The sequence below is a fragment of the Fictibacillus phosphorivorans genome, assembly GCF_023715845.1.
Classification (GTDB): Bacteria; Bacillota; Bacilli; order Bacillales; family Fictibacillaceae; genus Fictibacillus; species Fictibacillus phosphorivorans_D.
Genome location: NZ_JAMBOR010000010.1, coordinates 26,315 through 39,246 on the forward strand (window position 1 = coordinate 26,315; position 12,932 = coordinate 39,246).

Here is a 12,932-nt window from a genome sequence, read left to right on the forward strand (position 1 = left end):
TCCTTTCAAACAATCCTTTATCATTATAAGCGGAATCATTACGATTTGCAAAAAATATTCGAGAAAATGTGAGTTGATCAATAAATCATTGCTTTTAGTGAGTAATGAGGATGCAAAATGATGAGAAGGATAGGAGATCGAGTTAATTTCAAAAAGTGCAACCGTAAAACGTTTGAAAAGTACAGTTCACGAAATGAAACCTTTAAACAGCGTTGGCAGTGGAATCGGATGACCGTAAGAAAAGATTTTTAAAATTGTACAATGGTTTAATAAAGCAGACCAAGTTCCTTTTTGATATAATAAAGAAGGTGTTAGAAAAAGCGTTTAAATAAGCGTGAATCATGCTTACAAAGGAGAGCGCGTACCAACATGAATATTGCTTTTTATTTGTTGCCGAAAGATGAAGTAAAGTACTTGAACCCTGAAGCAACGATTAGGCAGGCATTAGAGAAGTTATCCTATCACAAGTACACTTCAGTGCCGCTTGTATCAGAAGAAGGGCGCTATATTGGAACGTTGACTGAAGGGGATCTTCTATGGAAGCTAAGGGAAGCCTTTGAAAAGGGTTATGATGAAGTTTTAAAGACAAAGTTGACAGATGTGCCGCAGCGTATAAACAACATCTCTGTATCGATAAACTCTAATATGGAAGACCTGATTACTTTGTCTACAGACCAAAACTTCATACCGGTTACTGATGATGATGGGCATTTCATCGGGATCATTAGAAGAAGAGATATCATCAAGTATTGTGCTAATTTAATTTGGAAAAAAGAACTGACGAAAGATTAAGGCATCTGTCTTAATCTTTTTGTACATATAGGAGGAATAAAGTCGTTTGAAATACGTAAGCATTGCTGTGGGTGGAATGCTCGGAGCTGTTCTCCGCTTTTGGGTCGGTATTGCACTTTATCAGCCTCATGCCCCGTTTCCATTTCCCACCTTGGTGATTAATCTCATCGGCAGTTTTATTCTAGGATGGTTTGTCGTTCAAGGATCTCAGCTGATAAGAAATCGAACACTCGTGTTAGGGGTTCAAACTGGTTTTTTAGGTTCTTTTACAACTTTCTCAGCTTTTAGTATAGAGTTGATTCTCCTTATGGACCAAGGATTGTATGCGATAGCGATTCAATATTTTTTGATCAGTACGATCATGGGAATTGGCGCAGTCTTACTCGGGATGAAATGCGGTTCAGTACTTCTCGGGAAAGAAGGTGCTGAACAATGATAATAACGACTATAGCTGTAGCTGCCGGTGGAGCGTTCGGTGCTCTTGTTCGATATATGGTAAGCGAGCGTTTAAATAGTGATTTTCCATGGGGCACTTTTTTTGTAAATATGATAGGCTCGTTCTTATTAGGCTTGTATATTACCATTGGTGGGCCGGACGTGCTGAATTCAATGTATGCGGCAGGTTTTCTAGGGGCCCTTACTACGTTCTCAACCCTTCAGTTTGAATTGGTAACCCTCTATAAAAAAGATAAAAGAAAAGTACTATATTATCTAGTGCTAACATATACATTAGGATTGACAGCTGCTTGGACAGGCTACTTGATAGCAGCAAAAATATAAGTAGAAGTTAAGGAGATACAATGAAAGAATTAGTTATTACATTGCTTGAATGGATTATGAGTTTAGGTCATTTAGGAATTGCTCTAGGATTGATGATAGAGGTCATCCCAAGTGAGCTTGTTCTGTCATATGGCGGGTACATGGTTGCTAAAGGTCATCTGAATTTTACCTTGGCTGTGATCGCCGGCACGATCGGAGGGACGCTTGCACAGCTCTTCTTGTATTGGATGGGCCATTATGGAGGACGACCGTTCTTAGAAAAGTACGGAAGATATATTCTCATCTCTAAAAAACAGATCGATCTATCTGAAAAGTGGTTTAATAAATATGGAACAGGCGTTATTTTCTTCGCACGATTTATCCCAGTTGTCAGACATGCAATCAGCATTCCGGCAGGGATAGCAAAAATGTCTTTTCCGAAGTTCACTTTATATACAACCTTAGCCGTTATTCCGTGGTCGATCTTCTTCATTGAATTAGGAAGCCGTCTCGGAAGCAACTGGGAAGACATCAAGACAATCGCTGCTCCTTACACGAGAGGAATTATGATAGCAGCCGTTCTGATTATCTTCTTGTTTATCTTGTATAAAGTAAAAAAGAAAGATTAGTGTTTAGTGGGCTGATTCAAAGTGTAATACTTTAAGTTCAGCCCCTTTTTTTATGTAAAAATGAGCAAAAAGGACGTTTGATAAATCAAAACCATATGAGTTTTTGATTTTGTTAGGTTTTTGGCAAAAATGGCTGCCTATCAAGCAGTTTGTAGTGCTGACTAAGACTTGAATTAGTCAGTTTGCGCGATAGTCCAGCCATTTTGAGCGAAGATCAGCTATTTTGAGCGTAGCTCGGCGATCCTGAGCGAAACTCGAGGAGTTTGAGCGAAAAGTGGGTCTTCTTGAGCGAACGTGTAACAAAATTAAAGAACACGTACCGTAAAAGCTAAGATCTCGATTTAATCTAAAAAAACACATACGTGTGTTGGTTCCTTTTGTTGAAAGGACATATTCTAAGCTGATTCGTCCACATCATATATATCCCTACTGTGAAATAATTAAACAGGAGGGATGGCTTATGTCGTATAATGATAATTATCATGATACGTATAATGCGGCAAAAGTGAACGAACTTTTGCTTCGGATCAAAGCTCATCATGAAAAAGCAAATATGACAGCAAAAGTCTCAGAAGCCATGAGGAACTGTGGCTTCAACAACGGCGACATCGAGCAAGTGCTCAAACAACTGAGGGGGGACAGTCCCGGGGACAGACCCCAGACAAATACACTTTAGCTGATTTTGTGTGTCCAAGGTGGACACTAGCATCATCCACCTTACCTATTCCCTTCATAACTTACTCTGCCGCTATTCGGTTTCCCCGAATGAGCGGCTTTTTCTTATGAATCTGAACGAAACTCACAGATTAACAAAAATCCAATGGACAAGCATTTTCTTCACGATTTAGGCAAGAATACGATATACTACACATGAAGAGGTGATGGTTGTGGAAATTACATTAAGCGCTAAACGATATATTGAAGAAGTGCTTGAATTGAATAACGCAAACGGCATCCGAGTATATTTTGCGGGCATGGGCTGAGGAGGTCCAAAGCTTGGCCTGGCTCTGGATGAGCCGGAAAACTCTGATGTAATTGAAGATATTAATGGTATACGTGTTGCGTTTGACCCAAGGATTAAAGATCAGACAACTAGCTTGAAACTCGATTTTGAAGATTCTAAGCATGGCTCTGGATTAATCATGGTCGGGCAGGATGAATGCTGCTAAAACAAAACCGCTGTGACAGGAATTTTCCTGCCTAACAGCGGTTTTTATTGTTTATTGCTGAGATTTCCGAAATCCGGCCTCTATTGCTTCTTGCTCTGTGCAGAACCACTCTTCTGGTTTCGTAATTTTATAATATCTGCCACTTTCAACATGATAGATTTTCTCGCCGGAAGAATTAACATTCCCTTTGATCGTGCACTTTGAATCAGCAGTCTTATCGCTCCGATTTTTGGATTCTTTCGGAACATAACCATCATCTTGAGAATAGTTCTCCAGACTCCAGATGCCGATCCCATCTTTTTGCGCTTGTTTTTGAATCTTCTCATAGTCCTCCACATATTTTGTGTTCGGCTCAAAAACGTAGGCGACACGGGCTAGACCATTTTCAAGCAGTGCTTCTTGAACACTCTTTCCATCTGCATAAACGTATGCTAACAGCCTTCCATACTTGTCCCGTTCCCCGATCCCAAGTTCGAGTTCAACCTTAGATCCACTTAGCATTCTTTCCACATAGCTGCTTGCTTCTTTACTAAAAGGCTGAACGGGTTTATTGGGATGGACGCTCTCCGGAGTATCTACCAGCAAGAAACGAACTGTTTCCTTTTTCCCATCCACCTTTACTTTTATTGTGTCACCATCCACTACATCGATTACTCGTACGGGAATTCTATCATTGTCAGACTTTTGCAACTGGCTGCAAGCTGAGAGAACGAGTAGAACTAAGGATAGGGTCAGCCAAAATCTTAAGTTAAATTTCATATATGTATCATCCTTTATCAATACGTTTTATGGTATATGCATTACTTGAATCTATTATAATAAAGATAGATTGAAGAAATTATAGAATATCACATTGCATGACAAAAGTGGGGTATTCTAGAAAGGAGATTGCCTTTGAAAAAGATACATAAACGACTTGCAATCTATTTTGCTCTGATTTTAACGTTGGCGGTTGCCGGCTGCGGGAATGATTCTAAGCTGAAAGAAGCGAAATTGGAAAACCAGAACGGTGAACCGGTATCTGTATTTCCTTCAGATAAACCATCACTCATATTTTTATTTACAACAGCTGGCTGAGGACTCTGTCAAGCTCAGCTGGTTCAGCTGAAAGAAAATGTTGATAAGTTTAAAGATATGGATCTAAACATCTATGCAGTTAGTTCTGATACTGTAGAGCATCTATCATCCCTCCATCAAGAAATGCAACCGCCGTTCCCATTTTTATCCGTTCCTGAGTTTAAATTGATCGACCATCTGGATATGAAAGGTGAAGGTGTTGCAAAGCGCGGGTATGCATTAGTCGATAAAAAAGGTAAAGTCATCTTTACAAAAGTAAACGATCACTGGGGAGAACAGATTGACCAAACCTCAAAAGGCATACACAAAGAATATAAGAAAATGGAAAAGTAAGTCTGGTGAACTTTCACCGGGCTTTTTTCTTTGTGACAGATGTCACAGATTCTCCATATAAGACGTGTTAAAATAGGGGTATAATGAAAGTAGAAAGAATCAAGGAGGCAATTCAAATGTTAAAAAAATCATTTTGGCTTGCAGCAATCGCAGTTATGGCTATTGGTATCTTAGCGGCTTGCGGTGGAGGTAAGGATAAAGAAGAAAGCTCTAAGAAAGCGGAAGAAACGGTAACGGTCGAAGCGAAGAATTTTGAGTTCGATAAAAAGGAATACAAAATTCCTGCAAATAAAGATGTTGCTCTAAAATTAGAAAACGTTGACGGAAATCATGCCCTTATGATTGAAGGGGAAGATGTGAATATTCAAGGCGGATCCTCTGATGTTGTGAACTTGAAACCAGGTGAATATACGATTCGCTGCAGCGTTCCATGTGGAAACGGACATGCAGATATGGTTTCTAAACTAGTCGTTGAATAAAATGAAAAATCCCTCCGACATTGAGTTGGAGGGATTTTTTGTGCTTAAGAAAGTGGCAGAATCCGTATAAGTTCTTTGTTGTAGGGAAATTCTTTCATTGTTGAAGCCCATAAGTTGCCGAGCAGTCGAGGCATCATTTGATCTGAAGCCATTGTACCTTGGTTATCAAGGAAATGAGAAAAGTATAACAAATACAGCCAAGACGAAACGGGCATCAAGATATCATCTGCAAATTCACTGCTTTCTGTAATGGTAGCAAAAGAGTGAGATTCCCAGCCAGAAATGAATCGAGACCTTTTGCCATCAAGTTTAGATTCCATATAGTGAAGCGAGTGAGCCACTTGAGGGTCATCATCTCCATCGGCATGGGCTAATCGGGATTGCATTTCTAAAGAAAGCTCCTCAAGTTTCTCTACTTCTGCAACAACATGACATAATGCTTTATCATAATGAGGATTCAAAGGTACGAAGCCGTTCTTTTCTAATACTTCTACAAACGAAAGTTCCTCCTCAGAAATCTCTTTATAAGGAGGACGAAAGATTTGTCTCCCATATTTTACGGCATGTAATGAATCTTTTACGAAATGAGCAGCCGCATACCATTGGTCGTTTTGATCTTTAAATAGCCTCTCACCTGTTGGAAGGGAATAAGCAGTAAATAAATCTTTTTTATTGAATTCATAATCAGGAAGTTTCTCCTGTTCTAATGATTCTGTTACAAGTTCCTCTGGTGTTTCGATAGCTGTCATCACAAAGGTATGAATGCGCAATACGTTCACGATCCTCTAGTTTTTTATTTTATGAATGGTGTCTTTTACTTCAGAAAAGCCTTCCTTTACAGCCAAAAAGCTATTCTTCTTTTGATAGAGATCATAACGAAGGTAATCCTTCTTATCTTGAAGAAGCTGCTGCTGTGCTTTGATATCGTTCATACGGGCCGTAATAGTATCTCCTGTGTTTTTCATTTCCTGAACCGTATTCATTGATTCTTTGATCGCTTTAATACCTGGGATCAAAAAGAAAATAGCCACACCTACACAAACTGCTAAGAATAGAAATAACCACATCATCACCAAACGCCTCCAATCCTTTTTCCTTACTAAAGTACCCGGAAATGAATAAGAAAAAACAAAAAACCAGGATATCTTTCATCCTGGTGTTATCTCTTAGGACATGTTGAACAGCAAGTCCCGTTTTCGGTTTTATAATAAAGACAGCATGTTTTACGGACTTTCGTAGGTCCACAGCCTACAGGCACCATGAATCGATGAAATGGATTCTTCGTCAATCCAAAATGAAAGGCTTCCGCATCCATGAAGAATGCATAATCCTCTTGGATCTGCTGTTTCACTTCATCTGGATGATCCTCACTGAGCCATGTTTCGTAAACCCAGCGTATGTAGATCCAAGCGTTTTCCCATAATGTTGCTTTAGAAATACGGGCTGATTTAGCCACATGATTAAGCATCACGGAAATATTTTCTTTAAAAAGAGTTTCGATCACACTTGATCGCCAATCTTCTCTGGATGATAAGGATCGCTGTGCAGAGGCATCTTTTAAAGTAAATGATGGCAGCCACATAGCGTCAGAGTTATGGTCGATTAAATAGACGTTCTTAATGTTCATATCAAAGGATTTATTTAACATTGTCATTCCGTACAGAGAAGCTGTAAGGCTACAGAAAGCATATCGTTTAAAAAATAGGGACGCTGTAACTGGACGTTTATTAGATCCGATCCGCGGACCTGTTTGATCCAGGAAATCGAGCAAGTTTTCTTCGTTCAATAGCTGCTCGGCAGAGATAACGGCTTCATTCTCAAAAGGTGCTTGAAAAGAGAATCGGTAGTTTGAACTGATATGCTTTTTTTCATCTGCCGTCCAACCGTTAGACTTAGGCGTACTGAGGAGTATTGACATGTCGAACAACCCGCCCCTTTCCATATGGGATACACATCGGCGTTCCGAATACCGGATCCGGAATCACAGTGCTCGTCATCTGAAAGACATCTTCCACTAACTGTTCCGTCATAATTTCTTCAGGTGCACCTTGTGCGTAAACTGATTTATTTTGAATCGCAATAATATGATGGGCATATCTGCAAGCTAAGTTCAGATCATGAAGTACCATCACTATTGTGCGCTTTTCCTTTTCGTTTAACTCGAACAAGAGATCGAGAATTTCCACCTGATGTGTCATATCCAAATAAGTGGTAGGCTCATCCAAGAGAATTGTATCAGTGCCTTGAGCAAGTGTCATGGCGATCCAAGCACGCTGACGCTGACCGCCTGAAAGAGAGTCAACAGGTGTTTCCATATAAGGAAGAAGGTTCGTTGCTTTTAACGCATTCATAACCGCTTTTTCATCTTCCTTCGACCATTGTTGAAGCCAGGACTGATAAGGAAAACGTCCTTGTTTCACGAGCTGCAGTACGGTTAATCCTTCTGGTGCCACAGGTCCCTGTGGAAGAATCGCAAGCTCTTTTGCTACTTGTTTTGTAGAGCGTTTAGCAATATCTTTTCCGTTCAATAGAACGTTTCCGGCCTTCGGATTCAAAAGACGTGCCATAGAACGTAACAGGGTGGATTTACCGCATCCGTTGCTCCCGATAAAGACAGTGATCTTACCTTTAGGAATCTGAAGGTTCAATCCATCAATAATCGGTTCTTTACCATAAGCTAACGTAAGTTTTGAGGTTGTTAATACAGCCATCTGTCATCCACTCCTGTTATTGATTTTTAAATAAAAGATATATAAAGTATGGTGCGCCGATAGCTGCAGTGAAAACACCAGCAGGAACTTCTAATGGAGAGAAAAGAGTTCGGCCAGCTAGGTCGGCCAGTACAACCATGATTCCTCCTATTAATGCTGCAGCAGGGAACAATCCTCCAAATGATGATCCCGTGATCCGTCTAGCGATATGCGGGCCGATCAATCCGACAAATCCCATCGCTCCAGCAAAAGCAACCGCAGATCCAGCCAATGCTGTACAAACCATTAATAACATGAACCGTTCCCGGTGAACCGATATTCCTGCAACTGTTGTAAGGTCATCTCCAAACCCTTGTATGTTTAAGCGTCTTACTAGCAAAATGAGGATTGGCAGCATTCCTAAAAACCAAGGCAGCATCGCCTTTACTTCCTTCCATGAAGTTCCATATACCGTTCCTGTCAGCCAGACCGTAGCTTGACTTGCACGATAGATCGGACCCATCAGCATCATTAGCGTTGTCAGCGCTTGAAACAGCGCCATCAACCCGATCCCTATCAAGATGAGTCGTATCGGCGTTACACCGTCTTTCCATGCTAAAGCATATATTAGGAAAGCTACGATCGTCGCCCCGACAAAAGCAAACAAAGGCATATAATTCATGCTTAACAACAGGTTGTTGCTGTCATCACTGAACAAGGTTAAAAAGGCAACGGCGGCAAATCCAGCACCGCCTGTAATCCCAACCATGTCAGGTGAAGCAAGGGGATTCCTGATCACTCCTTGCAGGATTGCACCCGCAAGAGCGAGGGAAGCGCCTGCAATAAACGCTACGAGTACCCTTGGAAGTCTAAATTCAGTAATAATCATTTGATTCATTTCTAGCCCAGACCCGATTAGAGCTGTAAATACTTCTAACGGCGGGATATAGAGTTCACCTACTCCGATACTGATCAGTATTGAAAGCAGCGCGATCATGGTCAGAATGATGATCGCAAACATTGTTTTTTTATCAATTAAGTATGAAAATGATTTTCGCTGTATGACCCAATACTTTCTCATCGTTGAAATATTCCTTTACGGACAATGTAAATAAAAAACGGTGTACCAAGTAAAGCGGTAACGACTCCAACAGGAGCTTCTTCCGGCATGATGATGTACCGTGCGCCAATGTCAGCAAGTACAAGCATGATTCCGCCAGTAAGTGCTGAAAAAGGAACAATCCATCGGTGGTCACTGCCGACTAGGTATCTTGCAAAATGAGGAACTACTATTCCGATAAAACTGATTGGTCCGGCAATCGCTACCGAACCTCCCGCTAGTAAAATGACCATGAGTGCGGCGGCAAATTTAAAGATTACAGTCTTCTGTCCTAAGCTGACTGCTACATCCTCTCCTAGTGCAAAAGCGTTCAACTGGCGAGAAAGAAGGATGGAGATAACCCAGGCGATCAGTAACGCCGGCATGACTGCTGCCAGCATGGAAAGCTTTCTTCCTTCTACTGAACCTGCCAGCCAGAACAATACTTCATCAAGTGCCTTTTCGTTCGTTACGAGCATCCCTTGTGTAAGAGAAGCAAATAGCGCAGCAATAACGGCTCCAGCTAATGTAAGTTTAACTGGCGTTAAGCCGCCCCTTCCTGCAGAGCCGAGTGCATAAGCAAGACCAGAAGCTACAGCCGCGCCGAGAAATCCAATCCACATGAATTGCTGGATAGAAGTAATGCCTAAGAATGTAACACCAAAAACAATAAAAAATCCTGCACCAGCATTTACACCAAAAATATCAGGTGAGGCGATTGGATTGCGGGTAAGTGCCTGCATAAGGACACCTGCAATTCCTAAGCTGATGCCAACAGCCATTCCGACGAGTGCACGAGGAACTCGAGAGAGCTGAATAATTAAATGTTCATTCGAGCCGTCAAAAGCGGTGTATGCTTCGATGGCCATTGATAGCGAAGTGTCTGTGTAACCTAATACAACACTCATTACCATGACGACCAAAGAGAAAATCACACCTAGAATTAATGCGGCTGTTCTTAATAAATTACTTTGTAATATTCCGTTCATCAGGTCCTCTTTTAATAATGAAAAATATTCTCATTTACAGTTTAAAAGTAAAATGGATATCTGTCAATGACTTTGAAAATCATTATCAATTAGTTGTTGACAACGCATACATCTCCGTATTATGATACGAATTGTAATTGATTCTCATTATCAGTTACATAAATGAAAAGGGGAGAGACAACTGAATGAAAAAGACTACATACAAATGGCTGGCTTTTGCAGCCTTACTCACATTAATGCTTGCGTTAGCAGCATGCGGCGGGAAAGACAAAGAAACAGAGGGAGCAAAATCAGACGGATCAAAAGATTCTTCTTATAAAGTAGAACACGCAATGGGCACTGCAGAAGTGAAAAGCAACAAACGTGTCGTTGTTCTTACAAACGAAGGAACGGAAGCTGTACTAGCACTTGGAGTAAAACCGGTCGGTGCGGTCAAATCTTGGTTAGGAGATCCTTGGTATGATCATATTAAGGACGATATGGAAGGCGTAGAAGTCGTTGGAGACGAGAGCGCAGTGAACATTGAGAAAGTTATGGCCTTAAAACCAGATCTAATTATCGGTAACAAGATGCGTCAAGAAAAGCAATACGATGAACTTAACAAAATTGCACCAACTGTGTTCGCGGAAGATCTTCGCGGTGACTGGAAAATTAACTTTGAACTTTACTCTAAAGCTCTAAATAAAGAAGAAAAAGGGAAGGAAGTATTAGCAGCGTTCGATAAGCGTATTGAAGATTTTAAAGCTGAAGCTGGCGACAAGTTGAAAACAGAAGTATCTATGGTACGTTTCATGCCTGGGAAATCTCGTATCTACCACCAAGATTCATTCTCTGGTGTCATCCTCAAACAGATCGGATTTGCTCGTCCTGGTGATCAAAACAAACCTGACTTCGCTGAAGAAGTAACACAAGAACGCATTCCTGATATGGATGGAGACATGCTTTTCTACTTCACCTATGAAACAGGAGACGGAGAAGCAACAGCAACTGAAAAAGAATGGACAAATAACCCACTTTGGAAAAACCTTGGAGCTGTAAAAGAAGGAAATGCACACAAAGTAAGTGACGCCATCTGGAATACAGCAGGCGGCGTAAAAGCAGCTAATCTAATGCTTGATGATCTTGAGAAGTACTTTTTAGAAAAATAATATTAATATGATAGGGGATTGGACTCAAAAGGGCAAAAACTTTTGAGTCCAATCTCTTTTTTTATTTCAAACAAGAGAAAAAGGACGTTTTGATGGATCAAAACGAGATTAAGTTACGGACTTTAACCTAAATGACTGCTTATCGAGGTGATTTTATAAGCTTGGAAACATCAAGTTTGAGCGAAAACCCACCCTGTTTGAGCGAAGATCAGGAATTTTGAGCGTAGCTCAGCGATTCTGAGCGTAACTCGACGTTTTTGAGCGAAAAGCGGGTCATCTTGCGCGAACGTGTAACAGAATAAAATAACACGTACCGTAAACTTATAAAGGAAGGCTGACGTTGGTCAGGACGAGCGGGGCAGATGAGACCACTCAATATACGCAGTACAGAGGGGGCTCACCGCACGCCCTGCGGAAAGCGAGCCCTGCAGCGGAAATGAACCACTTTCAAAAAAATATTAAATCAGTGATCGTTTTCCTGTTTGAATTTTCCTATAATGAGTGTAGATGAAAAGGTCAGGAGACTAATACCTATGAAACTCTCAGGGGAAATCTTTCGCAATCGAAGTTTTTTATATTTTTGGCTGAGTTCGATTATCACCGCTTTGGGCGACAGCATTTTTATGATCACATTAATGTGGCTGCTCGTTCAAATCTCAGGCTCGCCTGTCATTGTAGGAACATACATCTTGTTGGTAACGCTGACGAAATTCTCTTTTGTACTCTTTGGTGGAGCCTTCGTTGACCGTTTCTCCGTTAAAAGACTTCTTATTGGGTCAGCTATTGGAAGAGGAACTCTCTTGTTTCTCCTGTTTGCAGTTATTGCTGCAGGCGATCCATCCATTTATATTTTTTACATAGCTGGTGTCCTCTTTGGTTTGATTGATGCGGTAAGCGAGCCAGCGGGTATCACCTTTCGAACACGTCTCGTTGCAGAAAAACATTACACACAGTCTATGAGCCTCCTCATGATGGCTGGACAGGCAGCAAGCGTTGTAGGTCCAGGACTTGGAGCACTTCTTTATGCCATGTATGGAGCTAAGATAGCTTTCCTATTAAATGGCCTGGCCTTCTTTACAGCTGCAGGGTTATTCATCTTTATTAAAATAAACGAACAGGTGCAGGAGGAAAGGACATCTTCCTTTTTTGCTGGAATGAAAGAAGGATTTGCGTTCTTCACCGGTACTCCTGTTCTTGCCACGATGGCCGTCTTTGCCTTTTTTGCAAATGCAGCGGTGGGTGCAGTAATGGTTAGTCTTCCTTTTTTGATGAAGGATTTAGATTTTGGCATCAAAGGATACGGATGGGCGCATACCTCAATTGCGGTTGGGAGTGTTGTGGCTGCAGTCCTATTTTCCCTTTTTGTCATTCATAAACCTAAGCCATATATGACGTTGTTAACCTGTTTTTTGCAGGGGGTAAGTATTTTTCTGATTGGTTTCTTTTCAAAAGAACTGGCGGTTCTTCTCTTTTTACTATCTATGGTCGGTTTTCTTGAAGCAGCGGTCAATGTGATTGCGCCGAGTGTGAACCATGCTTTAATACCGCCAAAGCTGTTTGGCCGTGTGATCGGAATTATGGTCATCATCATGGGAATTTCTGAACCCATTGCGGCAGGAGCCGCTGGACTCCTCGTTGAAAGGATAGGTGCAGCTGATGTATTTGTGTGGGGTGGTTCAATGGAGATGCTTATAGCTTTACTCGTGTTTTCTTTTCCTTTCATCAGAAATTTTAATGGTGTAAAGCGTTCATAATTCGTACATCATTT

18 protein-coding genes and 1 pseudogene are annotated in these 12,932 nt (G+C 41.1%); 12 read left to right on the forward strand and 7 right to left on the reverse strand.

Going from position 1 to position 12,932, the window contains the following annotated elements:
* The first annotated feature begins 120 nt into the window (after positions 1-120).
* From M3206_RS18985 to M3206_RS19075, 7 genes are all read left to right on the forward strand, one after another.
* Positions 121-252: a hypothetical protein gene (locus tag M3206_RS18985; protein ID WP_285876872.1), complete on the forward strand. Its 132-nt coding sequence runs from the start codon at positions 121-123 to the stop codon at positions 250-252.
* Between the two features lie 117 nt (positions 253-369).
* A complete protein-coding gene (locus tag M3206_RS09270; RefSeq protein ID WP_251312240.1) occupies positions 370-792 on the forward strand; it encodes a CBS domain-containing protein in 423 nt (140 codons plus the stop codon).
* Positions 793-838: 46 nt separating this feature from the next.
* The gene (crcB, locus tag M3206_RS09275; RefSeq protein WP_251312241.1) at positions 839-1,228 is read left to right on the forward strand and encodes a fluoride efflux transporter CrcB; all 390 of its coding nucleotides are present in this window, start codon (positions 839-841) and stop codon (positions 1,226-1,228) included.
* Positions 1,225-1,572 (forward strand): fluoride efflux transporter FluC, encoded by a 348-nt coding sequence (locus M3206_RS09280; RefSeq protein WP_251312242.1) that lies wholly within the window; start codon positions 1,225-1,227, stop codon positions 1,570-1,572. The genes crcB and M3206_RS09280 overlap by 4 nt, the downstream gene beginning before the upstream one ends.
* 20 nt (positions 1,573-1,592) lie before the next feature.
* Positions 1,593-2,180, forward strand: coding sequence for a DedA family protein (locus tag M3206_RS09285; protein ID WP_251312243.1), 588 nt, complete (start codon positions 1,593-1,595; stop codon positions 2,178-2,180).
* A gap of 460 nt (positions 2,181-2,640) precedes the next feature.
* Positions 2,641-2,856, forward strand: coding sequence for a hypothetical protein (locus M3206_RS09290; RefSeq protein ID WP_251312244.1), 216 nt, complete (start codon positions 2,641-2,643; stop codon positions 2,854-2,856).
* Positions 2,857-3,067: 211 nt separating this feature from the next.
* Complete coding sequence (locus M3206_RS19075) at positions 3,068-3,349, forward strand: HesB-like (seleno)protein (RefSeq protein WP_349774008.1); 282 nt, start codon at positions 3,068-3,070, stop codon at positions 3,347-3,349.
* Between the two features lie 51 nt (positions 3,350-3,400).
* Here the strand turns inward: M3206_RS19075 and M3206_RS09295 are convergent, their stop codons facing one another.
* Complete coding sequence (locus M3206_RS09295) at positions 3,401-4,108, reverse strand: thermonuclease family protein (RefSeq protein WP_251312245.1); 708 nt, start codon at positions 4,106-4,108, stop codon at positions 3,401-3,403.
* Positions 4,109-4,243: 135 nt separating this feature from the next.
* Here M3206_RS09295 and M3206_RS09300 point away from each other — a divergent pair, with 135 nt between their 5' ends.
* From M3206_RS09300 to M3206_RS09310, 3 genes and pseudogenes are all read left to right on the forward strand, one after another.
* On the forward strand, positions 4,244-4,426 hold the full coding sequence (locus M3206_RS09300) for a hypothetical protein (protein WP_251312246.1): 183 nt from the start codon (positions 4,244-4,246) through the stop codon (positions 4,424-4,426).
* Between the two features lie 15 nt (positions 4,427-4,441).
* Positions 4,442-4,759: pseudogene (locus M3206_RS09305) on the forward strand (redoxin domain-containing protein); the annotation flags it as partial.
* Between the two features lie 116 nt (positions 4,760-4,875).
* Positions 4,876-5,238: a cupredoxin domain-containing protein gene (locus M3206_RS09310; protein WP_251312248.1), complete on the forward strand. Its 363-nt coding sequence runs from the start codon at positions 4,876-4,878 to the stop codon at positions 5,236-5,238.
* A gap of 44 nt (positions 5,239-5,282) precedes the next feature.
* Here the strand turns inward: M3206_RS09310 and M3206_RS09315 are convergent, their stop codons facing one another.
* The 6 genes from M3206_RS09315 to M3206_RS09340 form a co-directional block, all read right to left on the reverse strand.
* The gene (locus M3206_RS09315; RefSeq protein WP_251312249.1) at positions 5,283-6,008 is read right to left on the reverse strand and encodes a hypothetical protein; all 726 of its coding nucleotides are present in this window, start codon (positions 6,006-6,008) and stop codon (positions 5,283-5,285) included.
* A 15-nt stretch (positions 6,009-6,023) separates the two neighbouring features.
* The gene (locus M3206_RS09320; protein ID WP_251312250.1) at positions 6,024-6,308 is read right to left on the reverse strand and encodes a hypothetical protein; all 285 of its coding nucleotides are present in this window, start codon (positions 6,306-6,308) and stop codon (positions 6,024-6,026) included.
* An 89-nt stretch (positions 6,309-6,397) separates the two neighbouring features.
* Positions 6,398-7,156 carry an IucA/IucC family C-terminal-domain containing protein gene (locus M3206_RS09325; protein ID WP_251312251.1) on the reverse strand — a complete coding sequence of 253 codons (759 nt, stop codon included), beginning with the start codon at positions 7,154-7,156 and terminating at the stop codon, positions 6,398-6,400.
* Positions 7,131-7,949: an ABC transporter ATP-binding protein gene (locus tag M3206_RS09330; protein ID WP_251312252.1), complete on the reverse strand. Its 819-nt coding sequence runs from the start codon at positions 7,947-7,949 to the stop codon at positions 7,131-7,133. The genes M3206_RS09325 and M3206_RS09330 overlap by 26 nt, the downstream gene beginning before the upstream one ends.
* Before the next feature lie 16 nt (positions 7,950-7,965).
* A complete protein-coding gene (locus M3206_RS09335) occupies positions 7,966-9,009 on the reverse strand; it encodes a FecCD family ABC transporter permease (protein ID WP_251312253.1) in 1,044 nt (347 codons plus the stop codon).
* Complete coding sequence (locus tag M3206_RS09340) at positions 9,006-10,016, reverse strand: FecCD family ABC transporter permease (RefSeq protein ID WP_251312254.1); 1,011 nt, start codon at positions 10,014-10,016, stop codon at positions 9,006-9,008. Before M3206_RS09340 ends, M3206_RS09335 begins: the two co-directional genes overlap by 4 nt.
* A 185-nt stretch (positions 10,017-10,201) precedes the next feature.
* Here M3206_RS09340 and M3206_RS09345 point away from each other — a divergent pair, with 185 nt between their 5' ends.
* Positions 10,202-11,164, forward strand: a complete 963-nt coding sequence (locus tag M3206_RS09345) for an ABC transporter substrate-binding protein (RefSeq protein ID WP_251312255.1) — start codon at positions 10,202-10,204, stop codon at positions 11,162-11,164.
* Between the two features lie 533 nt (positions 11,165-11,697).
* Positions 11,698-12,918, forward strand: a complete 1,221-nt coding sequence (locus tag M3206_RS09350) for an MFS transporter (protein WP_251312256.1) — start codon at positions 11,698-11,700, stop codon at positions 12,916-12,918.
* The last annotated feature ends 14 nt before the right edge of the window (positions 12,919-12,932 follow it).